A 19,266-nucleotide genomic window follows, 5' to 3' on the forward strand; every position below is an offset into this window, starting at 1 on the left:
ATTTGTGAACTCTCTAAAGTGTTAGAGTTTATGGTAATTTAATTATTGTAGACAAGTTACTTTAGTAGCTTTCTCAAGCTATTTTTTGCTGGCAATATAAGAATTTACTTTGTTTTGTAGTAGTTTGGTTTTAATCACTTGATTTATATTCTTACACGTAAATTCCCTTTACTCACCTATTATAATAGGTTCTTTACTATTGTTCTATTAATGAATTATGTATACTATTTAGTATTTATTTTAGATGAAATAATGAATATAGTCGACGTATTGCATCTTTGGTTTAAGAATTTACTTACTATTGATATTTGCTAATTATGGCTTATTTATTAATTAAAAATAATTTTCTATATTTGACTAACCAGAACAGAACAGAACGGTTTATGAAATTTAAAATTAATTCTAACAGTGATATTCCAAAATACTTACAATTGGTTAATGCAATTAATGATGCTTTAGCTAGTAATACTTTAACTAGTGGTGATGCTTTACCTTCTGTAAATAATGTATGTAAAGATTTTAGTTTGTCTAGAGATACCGTATTTAAAGCATATTCTATTTTAAAAGAAAATGGTGTTATAATATCTGTTCCAAATAAAGGATATTATATAGCAAATGATACTAAAAAAGTACTTCTAGTTTTAGATACTTTTAAAGCGTACAAAGAAGTTTTATATCATTCTTTTGTAAATAACTTGCCTAAAAATGTAATTGTAGATGTGCAGTTTCACCATTACAAAATAGAAAACTTTAAAACCATATTAAACAACAGCAAAGGAAAGTATTTTAAGTATGTTGTTATGAGTTTTAATGATAATGAAGTTGCCGAGGTGTTGTCTAATTTTGATAATGACGACCTGCTTTTAATAGATTGGAATATACACGCAAAAGAATATAACAATTATGTATTTCAAGATTTTGGCGTTTCTTTTTCTAATGCTTTAAAAGAGGCTATCTCTAATTTAAAAAAATACAAGCGGCTGGTATTTGTGTATCCTACATTCACATTTCATCCTTTTGAAACGGTTACATATTTTAAGAAATTCTGTAAGGAAAACAATTTAGATTTTGATGTTGTATTAGATGTAAATGACTTTAAGGTTCTAAATAATGAAGCTTACATAAGTGTAAGTGATAGAGTTTTAGGTAATTTTTTAGAACAGTGTAAAGATCAAAATCTGGAGCCAGGTACAGATGTAGGTTTCTTGTCTTATAATGAAACTCCAATGAAAAAATTTATATATAAAGGTATTAGCGTTGTATCTACAGATTTTAAAGCCTTAGGTTCTACAGCTGCTTCTTTCGTTACTAATGATGAGCCTTTGCAAAGCTATATTCCAACAAAATTAATATTAAGAGAATCTTTATAAGTATGTATTATATAGGGTATGATATTGGTAGTTCTTCTGTTAAAGCAGCATTGGTAGATGCAGATACAGGCAAACAAATAATTATTGTTAATGAGCCAGAAAGTGAAATGGAAATTATTGCTCATCAACCAAATTGGGCAGAACAAGATCCTAATGAATGGTGGAAACACGTTTGCAACGCTACAAAACGAGCAATTAAAGAATCTGGTATTAACGCATCTAAAATATCTGCAATAGGTATTTCTTACCAAATGCACGGTTTAGTAATTGTAGACAAAGAGTTAAAGTCATTACGTAATTCTATTATTTGGTGTGATAGTAGAGCTGTAGAAATAGGGGAAAATGCTTTTAATAAAATTGGCAAAAAAGAATGCGCAGCAAGACTTTTAAATTCACCTGCAAATTTTACGGCATCTAAACTAAAATGGATTAGAGATAATGAACCAGATGTTTATAGTAAAATTTACAAATATATGCTTCCAGGAGATTTTATTGCAATGCAACTTACAGGGGAAGTAAACACTACAAAAAACGGATTGTCTGAAGGGATTTTGTGGGATTTTAAAAATGATGAATTGGCTTCGTTTTTATTAAATCATTATGGGATAAATGAAGGGTTAACACCAACCATTGTATCAAACTTTAAAAATCAGGGTGTTGTAACTAATAATGCATCTTTGGCTTCTGGACTTCCTGTTGGTATTCCTGTAAATTACAGAGCCGGAGATCAACCAAATAATGCACTTTCTTTAAATGTATTTAACCACGGAGAGGTTGCAGTAACCGGAGGTACATCTGGTGTAGTATATGCAGTAACAAGCAATTTGCAGTCTAAAGAAACATCTAGAATTAACCATTTTGCTCACGTAAATTATACTCAGAATACGCCTGTATTAGGTAAACTCTTAAATATAAACGGTGCCGGAATTCAATACCGTTGGTTAAAACAGAATTTAGGAGCTACTAGTTATGATGAGATGAATAAAATGGCCTCTAAAATTTCTGTAGGGTCTAATGGATTAAGTTTGATACCATTTGGTAATGGAGCAGAACGTATGTTTAATAATAAAACTATAGGGACTCATTTTTGTAATCTAAACCTAAATAAACATACAAACGCACATTTATATAGAGCAGCATTAGAAGGTATTGCTTTTTCATTTGCTTATGGTATGCAAATATTAATAGAGGATAATACAGCTATTAATGTTATTAGAGCAGGAAACGATAATTTATTTAGGTCTCAAATTTTTTCTGAAACAGTAGCTACTTTAATTGGTTATGAAATAGAAATATACAATACCACAGGCGCTGTTGGTGCAGCAAAGGCTGCGGGTGTAAAAAATGGTGATTTTACAGTATTTAAAAACAATAGCACAACTAATGATCACATAAAAACATACAAACCATTAAAAGATAAAACTCCTTATGTTTTGGCATACGAGAAATGGAAAAACGAATTAGAAATCATTTTAAAACATAAATAATATGGCATTAATTGGCAATAAAGAATATTTTAAGGGTATTGGAGATATCAAGTTCGAAGGGAAGGAGTCTACAAATCCTTTAGCGTTTAAATATTATAATCCAGACCAAATGGTAGCTGGTAAAACAATGAAAGAGCATTTTAAATTTGCTATTGCGTATTGGCATTCTTTCTGTGGTCAGGGTTCAGATCCTTTTGGGCCTGGGACTCAAAATTTTCCTTGGGACTCTTCATCAGACCCATTACAAGCAGCAAAAGATAAAGCAGATGCTGCATTTGAGTTTATTACAAAAATGGGATTTGATTATTATTGTTTTCACGATTTTGATTTGATTAATGAAGGTTCAACTTTGGTAGAATCGGAAAAAAGAATTCATAGTATTACAGATTATCTTAAGGATAAAATGGAAGCTTCAAAAGTGAAGTTACTTTGGGGAACATCAAACTGTTTTTCTAACCCAAGGTTTATGAATGGTGCTGCTACTAATCCAGATTTTAATGTGGTTGCAAGAGCAGGAGCACAGGTAAAATTAGCATTAGATACTACTATTGCTCTAAACGGAGAAAATTATGTGTTTTGGGGCGGTAGAGAAGGTTATATGTCTTTGTTAAACACAGATATGGGCAGAGAGTTAGATCATATGGCGCAGTTTTTAACTACAGCTAGGGACTATGCTAGGTCACAAGGGTTTAAAGGTACATTTTTTATAGAGCCAAAACCTATGGAGCCAATGAAACATCAATACGATTTTGATTCGGCTACTGCAATTGGTTTTTTACGTAAGTATGGTTTAGATAAAGATTTTAAAATTAATATAGAGGTAAATCACGCTACTTTGGCACAACATACTTTTCAGCATGAGTTAGAGGTTGCAGCTAACGAAGGTATGCTTGGTAGTATTGATGCAAACCGTGGTGATTACCAAAATGGTTGGGATACAGACCAATTTCCTAATAACATACAAGAAACTACAGAGGCAATGTTAGTATTTTTAAAGTCTGGAGGTTTACAAGGTGGTGGTGTTAATTTTGATGCTAAAATTCGTAGAAATTCTACAGATTTAGAAGATGTTTTTTTAGCACATATTGGTGGTGCAGATACTTTTGCTAGAGCACTGTTAACAGCAGAAAAAATTATAAATTCTTCTGCTTATGATGAGCTTAGAAAAAAACGTTATGCTTCTTTTGATACAGGAAAAGGTAAAGACTTTGAAAACGGAAAATTAAGCCTTCAAGATTTACATAAAATAGCATTAGAAAATGGTGAACTAGATTTAAAAAGTGGCAAGCAAGAATTGTTTGAGAATATCATAAATCAATATATATAATAAAAATATAACTTAAGGTGCATAAGCCGCATAAACTGGCTTTGCACCTTTTTTTATTAACAAGTACCAACCAACAACCTTAAAACTTATGAAAACCTCAACCAATACCTTATTTCTATGGAGACTAACCTTGGTAGCTACTTTAGGCGGACTCCTATTTGGTTATGATACTGCAGTAATATCTGGAACAGTAAGTTCTCTGGAACAGTTTTTTGTATTACCATTTGGGTTGTCTGAAACAGCATCTAATGTAAGACTTGGCTTTTTAGTGTCTAGTGCACTAATAGGATGTGTTATTGGTGGAGTTTTTGGAGGTTTAATAAGTAAAATACTTGGAAGAAAAAAAGGGTTAATCTTAGCAGCTACTTTGTTTTTAATATCAGCCTTAGGTTCTGCTATGCCAGAGCTGTTTATAAAACCAATAGGAGAGGCAGACCATACTTTTATGTATATTTTTATCTTATACCGTATTATTGGAGGTATAGGTGTTGGTTTAGCGTCTATGTTATCACCTTTGTACATTGCAGAAATTGCTCCAGCTAATAAAAGAGGAAAGTTAGTTTCAATGAATCAGTTTGCTATAATTTTTGGTATGCTTATAGTTTATTTTGTAAACTATTCTATTTCAAATCAAGGAGATGAAAATTGGTTAAATACAATTGGTTGGCGTTGGATGTTTGCTTCAGAAATAATACCTGCAAGCTTGTTTTTACTGTTATTGGTTTTTGTACCAGATACACCAAGATCTTTAGTTTTAAAATCTAATCCAGATAAAGCGCTAGACGTTTTAATTAAGGTTAATGGTGAGCGAGAAGCTTTACATATTTTAAATCAAATTAAAAATACGGTTACAAGTAATTCTGCTAAATTATTCTCATATGGTATACCTGTTATAATAATAGGAATATTGCTATCTGTTTTTCAGCAATTTGTAGGCATAAATGTAGTCTTGTATTATGCTCCTGAAATTTTTAAAAGTATGGGGTCAGAAACAGATACGGCTTTATTACAAACCATTATTGTTGGAGCCATAAACCTACTTTTTACAATATTAGCTATACAAACAGTAGATAAGTTTGGGAGAAAACCATTAATGATTATAGGAGCTATAAGTATGGCAGTGTCTATGTTTGCTCTAGGAACCTCTTTTTTTACAGCGTCATTAGGTGTTTTTGCATTATTGTGTATGTTAATTTATGTTGCAGGTTTTGCTATGAGTTGGGGACCTGTTGCTTGGGTTTTGTTAGCAGAAATTTTTCCTAATAATATTAGAGGTAAAGCACTGGCAGTAGCTGTTGCTGTACAATGGGTTGCTAATTATTTGGTGTCTTGGACTTTTCCTATGATGGATAAAAACAGTTATTTAATTGAAAAATTTAATCACGGTTTTGCATATTGGGTTTATGGTATAATGGCAGTTTTAGCAGCATTTTTTGTATGGAAATTTATTCCAGAAACAAAAGGAAAAACATTGGAAGAAATGAATGATTTGTGGCGTAAAAAATAACCCATATTTTAAGTCATTCAACTTAATTTCTTGTTATAAATTTTAGCCTAAACAAAGAAATTTTTAGGTTGAAAAGCTATTAAAACACGATAAAATTCATTTGTGTTTTTTGTTCTTCATTTTCTCTTGAGTGCTGTATTATAGTGCGTTCACCGATGTTTTTTACATATTTAAAAAAATCATTTTAACTTTTAATTTTTCTTGATGTTCACAAATGTAGTTGTGGCAACATTCTGATGGCGTTTTACAACAAAATATTGCAATTATGCCTACTAAATGTTCTTTTTGATAGTATTAATAATAGTGAAGTTACAAACAAATACCATCTGATGAACAAAAGAATACTTATTTTACTTTTCTTACTTCTCGGCTTTAGTTTTTCAATAAAAGCCCAATTAAGTGATCTCCATTATTTGCCCCCATTAAAGCAAGGTCAAAATAATCAAGCTGTACAACAACAGGCTGTTTATTTATCTACACCAGAGCCAACAACTTTTACGGTTAATGCTTACAGAGGTACAAATACAACACCAATTGCAACGTTTAACATTTCAAATGTTAGTCCGGCTGTATACACACTTGGTAACGGAGACAACAATATTACGTTGGTTACAAATGAAAATACGGGTGTTGTATTAAACAACAGTGGTTTACGTTTTGAATCTCCTAGTGGAAATAAATTCTATGTTAATTATAGAGGTTATTCTGCAGCACAGGCCGCATCTTTAACATCTAAAGGTAGAGTTGCAATGGGAACAAGTTTTAAATGGGGAGGTATTCCTAATTTAGGACAGCACTCATCTAAATCTAATACATTAGGTATAATGGCTACAGAAGATAATACTGTAGTAGATGTATATGGTTATGATCCAGATTGTGTATTTAGAAACGGTAATGATGTAGATGGTCATACAGATAATACTTATCAGATAACATTAAACGCAAATGAGTCTTTTGTTTTTGAAGCTTACGTTGGTAACTCTCCAACTCAAGCTCAAAGAGATGGGTGGATTGGAGCATCTATTAAATCTACAAAAGATATTGTAATTAGTAATGGTGGTATGAACTTTGGTCGTCAGGCTGGTTCATCAAACCGAGATGCAGGTATAGATCAACCTGTGCCAGAAAATAGATTAGGAAAAGACTATGTTTTTGTAAGAGGTAACGGTAATACAAATGGTACAACAGAGTTTCCTTTAATTATAGGAACAGCAGATAACACAAATATATATGTTAATGGTGGCACAACACCAATAGCAACAATTGATGAAGGAGAGTATTTTGAGGTGCCAAGCAGTTACTATTCTGGTAACAGTGTTGGTGCAAATATGTTTGTACAAACCTCTAAAGATGCTTATGCTTACCAATGTATGGCAGGTGCAGCAGAAGTGTATACACAAGGTTTAAACTTTGTTGCTCCTGTAAACTGTTTGCTGCCAGATAATATGGATAATATTCCTAATATTAGAAATATGGCAGGTACTACTGTAACAGGTGGTGTAACTATTATTGCGGCAACTAATACTCCAGATGCAAACATAAAAGTTTATGAAAACGGAACAGAGATAACATCTATGCCAGCTTCTGTAGCAGTTGCAGGAACATCAGACTGGAAAACATTTTTTATTCCTAACTTAGATGGTAATATAAGTGTACAATCTACAGGACCAGTAGCTGTTGGCTTTTTTGGTTATAATGGTGCCAGAGGTGTTGCAGGATATTTTTCAGGTTTTGATACAGTACCAGAAGTTATTTTAGAAATAAGAGGAGGTAGTGGTTGTTTTGTTGGATCAGAAATATATGAAGCAACAAATAATTTTGATGCTTACCAATGGTATGAAGACGGAGTACTTATACCAGGAGCAAATAGTCCTAATTATGCGCCTTCTGGAGCAGGAGAATTTTTTGTTAGAGGAACAAAAGGACCTTGTACATATGACTCTCAGCCTATCAAAGCTCTTTATTGTGACCCAGATGTTGTTTTAGACAAAACGGTAGACAAGTCTGAGATAGTAGAAGGTGAAACTGCGACCTTTACAATTAAGGTTCGTAACTTAGGTCTTGGGCCATTAACCAATCTTCAAATAACAGATAATATACCAACAGGCTTAACATTGGTATCTAACTTTACAATAACAGGTTCATTTAGTGGTAATGTTTGGAATATAGGTACACTAGATGGTGGAGAAACTGCTGAATTAGAATTAGTGGTTAGAGGAGATGAGATAGACATACTTCCTTTATTAAATTTAGTAAATACAGTAACTAACACACAAGATCAAACAGATACAAATAGAACTACAGATAGTCCAACAGCAAGAATTATTGTACATAATGATTATGATAATGATGGTGTAATTGACTCTATTGATTTAGATGACGATAATGATGGTATCTATGATTCTGTAGAGCAACTTTGTACTATATCTGGAGATGTAACTTTTGGTACTCCTTCATCAACAGTACAAGGAGGAACACCAATAACAGAAATTTTTACCAATTTTAATGATCTTTGGAGAAGTTCTTCAACAAGTATAAATAGTGTAAGACCAAACTTATCTCATGAATTATTAGCTTTTACTTCTGGCGGAACAACTTTTTCTACAGGTGTCATAGATGATGATCTTTTTGACGCTAATAGTAATGGCTTAATGGATGGTATTGACACTAATAACGATGGTTTTGCAGACCTAACCGTTTCAGAATCTAATTGGTTGGGATTAACGCCTTCTAATAATATTTTTGGAGAAATGACTATAGAGGGTAGTCTTAACGATGGTGATGTAAATAATGCTTTAGGTTTAACAGTAGTAGGAGACCCTACAACAGACCCACTAAACCCTTTATTAACTAACGGTCAAAATAGTTTAGATTTAGGTACAGCAATTGCAAATATTGGAAATAACTGGACCTATGAAATAGACCCAATTGTAGCAGCTACAGTTGGTGATGGTATTCCAGATATTTTATTAACACAAGTTGCACAACCAGGTGGTGCAGGGCATATTATTAGTTTGTACGATGCTACAGGTGCTCCTTTAGGTAATGCTGTACAAATACAAGCTTCAGGTAGTGGAGCATTATCTACAGTAGTTGGGGCTTATAATTTAGATGTCTATTACCCAAATGGTAGCGTTTTCTTTGCAAACACAACCAGAGAATATCGTTTAGCTACTATTGAATTATCTGAATTTGGTATACCAGCTAGCAGTATAAGTGATGTTGCATTTTTACGTTTAGAATTATCTAGTGATGCAGACATTGCTTTTTTAGCTTACAATACAGACTCATTCTCTGGATTTTGTGCTAATTTAGATACAGACGGCGATGGTATTCCAGATCACCTAGACTTAGATAGTGATGGCGATGGGTGTAGTGATGCTAACGAATATTATAAAGATGATAATGCAGATGGTGGTGATGATGGTGTTTATGGTGTAGGAACTCCTGCAGTAGACCCTACAGATGGTACAGTAATTGCCGCTTCATACACACAGGTTTTTGCTCCAGAAATTTTATTAGAAAATACAGTTGAAGATTTATCTGGTACCGATATTAATGGTGATGCAGTTAGCTTAGGGCAAACAATGCAGTATGTACTTCGTTTTCAAAATACAGGAGATGATGATGCTACAAATTATACTATTAGAAATATACTACCAGAGAATGTTATTTTAGACGGAGTAGATTTTTCTGGTGCTCCAGGAGCATCTTATACAGAAGATGTTGCTAATCACACATTAAACTTTACTATTCCAAATAGCTTAGTAGAAGTAGGAGATCCAGAATATATTATAAGAATAAAAGTATCAATTACAGCCAATTGTTCTGAGTTTGTAGCAGCTTGTTCTTCAACATTAGAAAACATAGCATACTCTACTTACCAAGGTATAGTAAATACAAATACTTTTTCAGATGAGGGTGGTGCAACTTCTATAGGAGCTTGTACAAGAGATCCAGAAGTGGCTAGTAATTCAATTTTAGATGATTTAGCAGCTTGTAACCAAGCAAGAACAGTACAATTGTGTGGTGATGATGTTGTTTTGTCTGCAGGTACTGGTTTTACGGCTTACAACTGGGTATTAGATAATAATGATAACGGCATTGTAGATGCTGGTGATACGGTATTAAATGATGGTGATCCAGATACAGATCCTAGTACATACTTAACAACTGTTATTGGTAATTTTATTGTAGAAAAAACAGGAGATGCTACTTGCCCTAATTTAATAGAGCGTATAAAAGTAGAACGTTTTGGTACTACGCAAACAAACCCTGTATTAGACTATTTTAATTTTGTAAATAGTGATGCTAACCCAGATAATGATATGCAAGGTGAAATAGCTACTTGTCCTATAGACGGTAGTTTATTACCTAAAATTTATTTATGTGGTGCAGCAGATGAGGCTACAATACAGTTAGGTATTACAGATGCAGAAAGTATTACTTGGGAAAAATTAGATGATACTAGTTGTTCTGATGCTGGTGATGACTGTGCAAATAAAAATGGAACCTGTACTTGGAATGCTGTATCTAATGTAGATAACTATACAGCTACAGAAAGCGGAGAATATAGAGTTGTTGTTCGTTACTCAGGTGGTTGCTTTAGTCGTTTTTACTTTACAGTTTTTAAAAATGAATTAGATATAGAATTTACATCTAAAAATATCTTATGTGATACAGATGGTAACATAAGAGTAACTAATGTAGGTGCTGGTTACGGTTTTCAGTTGGTAGATGCAATTAGTGGTGCAGTAGTTGTTCCTTTTTCAGCTAACAACGGACCAAACTTTGATATTGCCACAATTGGTACATATAGAGTGCAAGCAACACAATTAAACCCAGCAGATAATACACCTATAGACGGTGCTTGTATTTTTGAAACTGAAGATATAGGTATTAGGGAAGATATTTTTACTGTTAATATAACTACAACTCCAGAAGATTGTAATACGGGTGGTACAATATCAGTACAAGTAATTAACGCATTACCAAATTACGGTTATGAACTTCGTTTAGATGATGGGTCTAATGGAGGCGATGGTTCTCCATTACGTAACCATCCAACTGTGAATGATAATACATATGAGTTTACAGGTGTTTCACCAGGAGATTATATTGTAATTACAACTACACAAGATGGTTGTTTAAATTCACAAGATATAACAGTAGGTGAAATAGAAGAGCTTAAATTAGGTGCCGTTACTACAGAAAATATTACTTGTACAGCCGGTGTTGTAAACTTAACTCCTACAGGAGGTTTACCTAGCCCTGTATATGAAATGGCTATTTGGAGTAAAGATGGAGTAGCATTATATGCTGATGAAGCTTCTATTCCAGATTCAGCCTTTACAGAAAGTACTACTTTCTTATTTGGATACAGAGGTGCGCCATTAACTTATTTTGATAATGAGGAAGGTGAGTACACTTTTATAGTAAGAGATAAGAATGGATGTTATGCTACGTCTGTTCCTGTTATTATTGAAGATTTAGGAACTCCAGAAATAACAGCAACACATAGTACAATTACCTGTGCAGATTCTGCAACATCTACACTAACAGTTAATGTTACAGGAGGTACAGCACCATACAGATATAGTCTAGATGGTGGTACAAATTACCAAACAGTAAACACATTTAATAATTTAGCTGCAGGTATTTATACTATTACAGTTATGGATTCTAGCGGAGCTACTATAGACACAGGTTGCGAGGTAAGCGAAGATTATGAAATAGACCAACCTTTTAGGTTATCTGCTTCTGCATCTATTATAGAAGACGCTTCTTGTAACCCGGCTGGAGCCTTAATAAAAATATTAAATCCTAACGGAGGAGATGGTACATACGAGTATAGTTTTAACGGCGGTACAAGCTTTAGTGCTACAGATACAGCTAATTTAGCTCCTGGAGATTATGAACTAGTTTTAAGAGATGGTTTAGGTTGTACTTACGAAATGGAAATTACAGTTCCAGATCCAATTACGGCACCAACATTTTCTAGTAGTATTACGTATGACTGTATTGGAGATGGTACAATAACTATGACACCGTCTAACACAACAGACTTTAGCTATATTTATAAGTTAAATACAATAGACAATACACCACCAAGCAATAATGTATTTGCAGGAGTTGGTAATGGTAGTTATACGGTTACTGTAGACTATGCAAGTGTATTAACTGCTGGTCAGTCTACATTGTTCTATGAGAGTTTTGGAGCAGGTGCTACTACACAAATAGCAGAAATAGGATCCGATTATTGTTATGAACCGCAAAGTGGAGCAGAAACAGCTTGTAACCGTGGTCCGGCTGGTATTTTAGTAAATGGTGAGTACACAGTTACTAACACTGTTACCAATCCGGTTCCTAGCTTCAGAAGCCCTAACGACCATACAGGTTTAACAGACGGTCGTTTTTTAGCTATAGATGTTAGTACATTCTCAGATGTATATGCAGCTCCAGTTTTAAACGGTGTTTTATGGTCTAGAAACGGAATAGAAGTATTAGCTAACCAAGATATTACTTTTTCATTATGGGCATATAACTTAATGCAAGTAGGTAGCAGCGGTAATAACCCAGAAATGACAATAGAATTAGTAGATGGTTCTGGTACTGTTATTTCTAGTGTAGCAACTGCAGAAATACCTAAAAATACAAGTGCAGACGACTGGCATAACCGTACGGTTACTTTTAACCCAGGAGCTAATACAACTGTAGGTATTGTTATTCGTAATAACGTAAATAGTAATGATGGTAACGATTTAATAATAGATGACCTTAGAGCTACACAAGCACCAGAAGCTTGTGCGCAATCTGCAGATGTTACTGTTGTAGTAGAAGATAATAAAGAGTTTAGTGCAGCATTACTTGGAACAAAAGATCCTAATTGTAATGGTGGTTCAGATGGTAATATCCGTTTTGAAGTTTCTAATTTTGATGCAGCAACAGGATTTGAATATTCTGTAGATGGAGGTACAAACTGGGTAACATCTTTAACATCACCAGTAACAACAGCATCTAATTTAGCAGATGGTGCATACAATGTACTTATTAGAAAAGTAAGCGATAATGCTTGTGTTACAGATATTGATGCGACATTAACAGATCCAGCAGCAATAGTACCAAGTTTAAGTGAGACTTCTGCATATACTTGTTTTAACACAGGCGCAACATTAACAGCTTCTGCTACAGGTGGTTCTCCAGGTTATGAATATCAGTTAGAAAGAGCTGCTGATAATTTTATAATTAGAGCATACCAAACAGATGTTAACTTTGTAAATGTTACAGAAGGCGATTATGTAGTTCGTGTTAAGGATGATAAAGGTTGTGAGCTTGCTTCAACAGTAGCTGTAACAGTAGATAAATTTGAAGATATAGATTTTGATTTAACTGCTACATCTTGTTATGATGGTGCAAACAACGCTACTGTAACTGTTACAGTTACAAGTGGTAATGGCGACTACAATTTTAGAATAAATGGAGGTGCTTGGATTACTCCAACCCCATCAACTTCTAATACGCATACATTTACAGGTTTACCAAATGGTAGTTATGATATTGAAGTTACAGATGCTTTTGGATGTGTATCAGTATTAAAAACAATAGTTATACAACCAAACTTAAATGCAACTGTAAATGTTGTAGATGTAAGTTCTTGTGCTGATGGTAGTATAACCGTAGATGCTAGTGGTGGAGATGGCAATTTAGCATATGCTTTTGTACCAACAACAACTCCAGTTACTGCAGCAGATTTTTCAGTAACAGATACATTTACTGTAGCTGCAGCAGATGCAGGTAGTTATGATGTGTATGTTTGGGACAATGGAGCGTCAGATCCTCATTGTGAGTATATGGAAACTGTTACAGTGAACCCAGCAACACCTTTAACTTTTACTGCAGATCCAACAGATCCTGATTGTTATAATGGTTTAGGAACAATAGCGGTACAAATAACTTCTGGTATTGCACCTTATACCTACGAGATTGTAGATATAGATAACGCTGGTGCCTCTAACGAGACAGTTACCAATGTAATTAACAACACCAAAACATTTTACAACTTAGCACCAGGAAATTATACAATTAATATTACTGATGCTAGTGGTTGTACAGTAACAACTACTCCTAATGTAACCATTAATAACCCTGACGAGTTAACGGCAGATATTATAGGTATTACACCTGTTACTTGTACAGGTACTGCTAGTGATTTTGGTTTTAGATTTGATGCTTATCCATCTACTTTAGGAACTATAGAATTTAGTGCAGATGGTGGTGCTACCTGGACTGCAGATAACTCTGTACCTGGAACAACAGATAGGTTAACTGGTTATTTGTCAGGAGATAGCGTTTACCCTTCTATGAGAACGGTAGATGGTTCAGGAAATACAATTTGTCAAACAGATTTTCCAAGGTATACAATTCCTTATCCTTTAGATAATTTGGATATTACTATAGATGCTGTTGTTGTAAATTGTAATGAGTTACAAGTTAAAGTACAAGGTTCTGAGGGTACTCCGGGTTATGAGTATGCAATTTCTGAAGATCCAGCAAACTTTAACCCTGCTGCTGCTACTTGGATAGCTGGTGGGTCAGTAAATGATTCTTCTGGATCTGCTGTACCGGTTACAGCAGGTCACGGTAATTACTTGTGGACAGGCTTAACTCCTGGTAGAACATATGTTTTTTATGTACGTGATTTTAACGGTTGTGTTCGTCAGAGTGATGTGAATGTAAATGATATTGTAGATCCACTTCCTTTAGATGTTGACTTTACATCAACTCCTTCTTGTGATGGAGCAGATAATGCAACAATAGATTTTACAATTACAGATAATGATCTTCCTTTTGGATCACAATACAGATGGGAATTGTACAATATAGCAGGTAACATTATTAGATCTAGTGGTAATGGTACTACTCCTGGTATGGCAGGTACTATAGTTACTTTTGATAGTAATTTACAAATAACCAATTTGGTGCCAGATGAATATTACATTGTAGTAACAGAAATTGATGGTGCTACAGATACGTGTATATCTGCATCAGAGAATGTGTTGTTAGAAGAATTAGAACCTATTACTGCTACTTTAAGAAAATTAGAAGATATTGCTTGTGACACTCCAGGACTTATTGCAGTAGAGAGTATCACAGGTGGTGGCGGTACATATACATTTACTCTTACAGATCCTTCTGCAACAGTAATTGCTACTGGTACACCAGATAATCCTTTAGAAATTCCTGCTGGTTCTGTAGCAGGTAATTATACTGTTAGTATTAGTGACCAATATGGTTGTGAGTATCCTTTAGGAACAATTAATATGTTATTAGCTGCTAATCCAACAATTGATGGTATTGAAGTTGATAACTGTAGTACATCTACAACGGTAACAGTGAATACAACTATTGGAGATTCATCAACTTTAGTTTACTCTATAGATGGTGGTGCAAATTACGTTTCTAATGGAGGTGTGTTTACAAATGTAGCTGTAGGTACTTACACTGTTTTTGTAAAAGATGGTAACGGTTGTACAGATTCATTCGCAACAGAAGTTTTCCCATCATTACAAGCATCAGCTACATTAGATGAGAGTTTAGGTTGTACTAATGATGCAGAGATTTTAATTGAAGCTTCTCAAGGTTCAGGTAATTATGAATATAGAATTGTTAATTCTTCTGCCACTGAAATTGTAGCTAGAACAGGTTTCACAACTTCAGTAAATGCAGTAGTAACAACTGCAGATACCTATACTGTAACTGTATATGACACTTATTCTGTTCCAGAATGTTTAAGACAATTTACAGTTGTGGTTGCACCAGCAATACAGCCAAACTTTACAGCTACGCCAACAGACGTAACTTGTAATGGTGGTGTAGATGGTGTTATTAAAATTACCGAAGTAAATAATGGTAATAATCCATTAACATATACAATATCACCAGCAGCAACTTATGATCCAGTTACAAATTCGTTCTCTGGTTTATCTGCAGGATCTTATGATGTTACAGGTACAGGGCCAAACGGTTGTGTAACTACTAGAACATCTATAGTGGTAGGTGAGCCAAATGTAGTAGCGTTTGCTACACCAGTTGTTAACCAATTTGGTTGTACATCAGATAATACTGCAAACAATGCAACTATTGTTTTAGATGAAACTAGTATAATAGGAGGTAGTAATACATATGCTACATATGAGTTTGAAGATGTAGCTACTGGTACTGTATTGCAAAGTGGTACAAATGCAACATATAACTATACAGAGTTTGCTGGAGGTAATGTTATTGTTCGTGTTATTGATGATAAAGGTTGTAGTGCAGAGCAAACAGTAACTGTAAATGCTTTTGATCCTTTAGTTTCTGCTGCTACAGTAGTTACAGATGCAATTAGCTGTATAAACGCAGGAGAGGAAATTAGAGTAGATGTTACAACAAATAGCACTACATATACTACAAACCCTGGTGATTATGAATATACATTATTACCTAGCGGTACACCGCAAGCATCAAATGTATTTGCAGATTTACAACCAGGTACACATACTATTTTAATAGAAAATACGGTAACAGGTTGTAAAATTACAACAGAGCATACGGTATCAGAACCTAATACTTTTGATGTAGATGTTGAGGTAATATCTAATGTTATGTGTTTTGGTGATGAAGGTCAAATTAGACTTACAATGAGTGATGCTACATATAGTGGTGCATTTACTATATTAGTTTATCAGACAAATGGTACTCCGGCAGATCCAACTGATGATGGAATTGCTTATAGAGGACCAGTTAACTCTGTAGATATGGGTCCAACAGCTCCTATTAATTTACCAGCAGGTAATTATAGAGTAGAGGTAACACAAGATGGTTTCCCTAGTTGTGCACAAAACAGAATAGTTACAATTACAACACCTAGTGCAGCTTTAGGTTTAGAACCTATAGTTACAGAAGATGTTGGTTGTACTAACGATATAGGTACGGCTAACATTAAACCAACTGGTGGTGTAGCTCCATACGACATTACTATTGTAAACAATGTTACTATGTTTACAGAAACAGTAAACAATGTAAATGCTTATTTATTTACAGGTTTACAAGCTGGTACGTATACAGTAGTAATTCAAGATGATTTAGGTTGTACAGTATCATTCCCTAATGAGTTTGAGCTTGTAGTTCCAGATCCTATATCAGGAACAATTACAAACACAGATTTAGTTTGTTATGGAGATTCTGATGCAACAGTAACCTTAACTGTAAACCCAAGAAATGTTACTACTACCTACAAGTATGTATTAAATAAATACACAGATGCTAGTGGTAGTACATTAGAAACAAGTAGTGTTAGTCAGTCTGCAGACACATTTGGTAATTTAAGTGCAGGTTTCTATAGCATAAGTGTTGTAGATGCTATGTACTGTGACTTTGAATCTTCAATTATAGAAATTGTAGATCCACTAGAACCAAATGCTAGCTTGGCTACAGAAACATCATTAGGTTGTACTACAGGTGCAGCATTAGAGTTGTCTGCTACAGGTGGTACTGCTCCTTATACTTGGAGTACAGATGGTGTAACATTTACAGCAATGAACAATGCAAACGGTCCAGGAACGCATTTGTTTACAGGCCTTTCAGATGGTACGTATCAATATTATGTTAGAGATAATTTTAACTGTATCTCTACTGTATCTAATGTTGTTGTTATAGATCCAATTGCACCTTTAACACTTGTTGTAGATGAAAGTGCAGCGGTTATTAATTGTAACGGAGAAAGTACAGCTGTAATTACTGCTAAAGCAGATGGCGGATTAGGTAACTATGAATACGGATTATTTACAGACGCTACGTTAACTAATCAAGTTAGAGCATACCAAACATCTGAAATATTTGCAGACTTACCAATGGGTACGTACTATGTAAATGTACAGAGTCAGGATTGTGAAACATTATCAAGTGTAATAAATATAACAGAACCAACACCATTAAATGTAGTACCAAATATTACAAATGTGAGTTGTAATGGTGATGATGATGGTAGTATTGTATTAAATGTTACAGGTGGTACAGGTAATTATCAATATGCAATATCTCCAGATCTTAATAAATTTGATGATGAAAATATGTTTGATGAGCTTGTTGCTGGTGATTACAGTGTAATTGTACAAGATGAAAATGGATGTTTTGATCTTATAGAGTTTACAATTACCGAACCAGTAGAGTTACAAATGAGTTTAGCATCTACACCAGAAATTTGTGCAGGTGAAGAAGATGGTACAATTACAGTAACTGTAACTGGAGGCACAGCGCCATACAGTACTAGTATAAATAGTAATGCTGATGCAGATTTTGTAGAGGGCAAAATGACGTATACAGATTTAGCAGCCAATAGTTATGTAATTTTTGTTAAAGATGCTATGGGTTGTATTACTAATGAAATTGTAGAAATTGCAGCAGGTGCAAACCTAACAGCATCGGCTGAGGTTATGTACGAGTGTACTGGTGATACTCCAAATAACAGTGTTGCTATAATTTTTGAAGATCCAACAGTTACAGCAGATGTACTGTATGGTTTAGATACTACAGACCCAGCATTAATGGTACTAGATCCAGACTTTACAAACTTGTCTCCTGGTATGCATTATATTACTATTGCACACGCTAATGGATGTATAAACACGGTAGATTTTGAAATAGAAGACTTTACACCATTACAACTAATTGCAGAGCAGCAAAGTATTAATGAAATTACAGCTTTAGCAACTGGTGGTAAACCAGGGTATACATACTACTTTAACGATGTTAATAATGGAGATGATAATACATTTTACATTAAAAAGACAGATACGTATACAGTAAGAGTTGTAGATGAAAACGGATGTGAATCTATACAAACCATATTTATGGAATTTATAGATATTGAAATTCCTAATTTCTTTACACCAGATGGTGATGGTCAAAACGATTTTTGGATACCTAAAAACATAGATCAGTTCCCAGATATTTATATTACTATTTTTGACCGTTATGGTAGAGAAGTATATAAATTAGAGGATAATGAACAAGGTTGGGATGGTTTATACCAAAATACAAATTTACCAACGGGTGATTATTGGTATGTTATTAAATTAAATGGTGAAAGTGACGAAAGAGAATTTATGGGTCACTTTACATTATACAGATAAGCAATTTTTAAATTAATATTAACCCTTCTAAATTTTTAGAAGGGTTTTTTATTTTGGCAAGCTTTTAAAATTGTATTTACTACATTTGAAAAATTATTACATAAATAAACTTTAAGGTTGGACTCCACCAAATTTGTATTATTTACCGCAGACAATAAATACGTAGTAGAGTATTTATTGCAACAACTTATACTTAGCGATAGTATTACAGAAGCCTTAATTTTTGAAGAGTACGACCTAGCAGTAGGTTTTAGAAAAATGCTTGCTAAAAACTGCAAATTAGACTGCTCTATAAATACGTATATAGAATAATTTTTTTGCTCTATTAAAAAACAATCTCTAAATTACTCTCTGTAAGAACTATCTTTTTTTATTGAAAGTAAAAACTTTTGTTTAATGTGAA

Annotated in this window: 6 protein-coding genes; all 6 read left to right on the top strand. The window is 33.8% G+C overall.

From position 1 onward, the window contains the following. The first annotated feature begins 383 nt into the window (after positions 1-383). Complete coding sequence (locus ABJD66_RS00025) at positions 384-1,370, top strand: GntR family transcriptional regulator (RefSeq protein ID WP_100895787.1); 987 nt, start codon at positions 384-386, stop codon at positions 1,368-1,370. A 2-nt stretch (positions 1,371-1,372) separates the two neighbouring features. Next, positions 1,373-2,857 carry an FGGY family carbohydrate kinase gene (locus tag ABJD66_RS00030; RefSeq protein ID WP_348126788.1) on the top strand — a complete coding sequence of 495 codons (1,485 nt, stop codon included), beginning with the start codon at positions 1,373-1,375 and terminating at the stop codon, positions 2,855-2,857. A 1-nt stretch (position 2,858) separates the two neighbouring features. Then, positions 2,859-4,184, top strand: coding sequence for a xylose isomerase (xylA, locus tag ABJD66_RS00035; protein WP_348126791.1), 1,326 nt, complete (start codon positions 2,859-2,861; stop codon positions 4,182-4,184). 55 nt (positions 4,185-4,239) lie between these two features. Further along, positions 4,240-5,691, top strand: coding sequence for a D-xylose transporter XylE (xylE, locus tag ABJD66_RS00040; RefSeq protein WP_348126860.1), 1,452 nt, complete (start codon positions 4,240-4,242; stop codon positions 5,689-5,691). A 329-nt stretch (positions 5,692-6,020) separates the two neighbouring features. Next, the gene (locus ABJD66_RS00045; protein ID WP_348126794.1) at positions 6,021-18,863 is read left to right on the top strand and encodes a T9SS type B sorting domain-containing protein; all 12,843 of its coding nucleotides are present in this window, start codon (positions 6,021-6,023) and stop codon (positions 18,861-18,863) included. Between the two features lie 117 nt (positions 18,864-18,980). Further along, on the top strand, positions 18,981-19,175 hold the full coding sequence (locus ABJD66_RS00050; protein WP_100895792.1) for a hypothetical protein: 195 nt from the start codon (positions 18,981-18,983) through the stop codon (positions 19,173-19,175). The last annotated feature ends 91 nt before the right edge of the window (positions 19,176-19,266 follow it).

This window comes from Cellulophaga sp. (assembly GCF_039943695.1).
In the GTDB taxonomy this organism is placed as follows: domain Bacteria; phylum Bacteroidota; class Bacteroidia; order Flavobacteriales; family Flavobacteriaceae; genus Cellulophaga.

Bases quoted from the DNA above. Each gene is read 5' to 3' on its own strand.
- ABJD66_RS00025 (WP_100895787.1), top strand. From the start codon at position 384: ATGAAATTTAAAATTAATTCTAACAGTGATATTCCAAAATACTTACAA.
- ABJD66_RS00030 (WP_348126788.1), top strand. From the start codon at position 1,373: ATGTATTATATAGGGTATGATATTGGTAGTTCTTCTGTTAAAGCAGCA.
- xylA (WP_348126791.1), top strand. From the start codon at position 2,859: ATGGCATTAATTGGCAATAAAGAATATTTTAAGGGTATTGGAGATATC.
- ABJD66_RS00045 (WP_348126794.1), top strand. From the start codon at position 6,021: ATGAACAAAAGAATACTTATTTTACTTTTCTTACTTCTCGGCTTTAGT.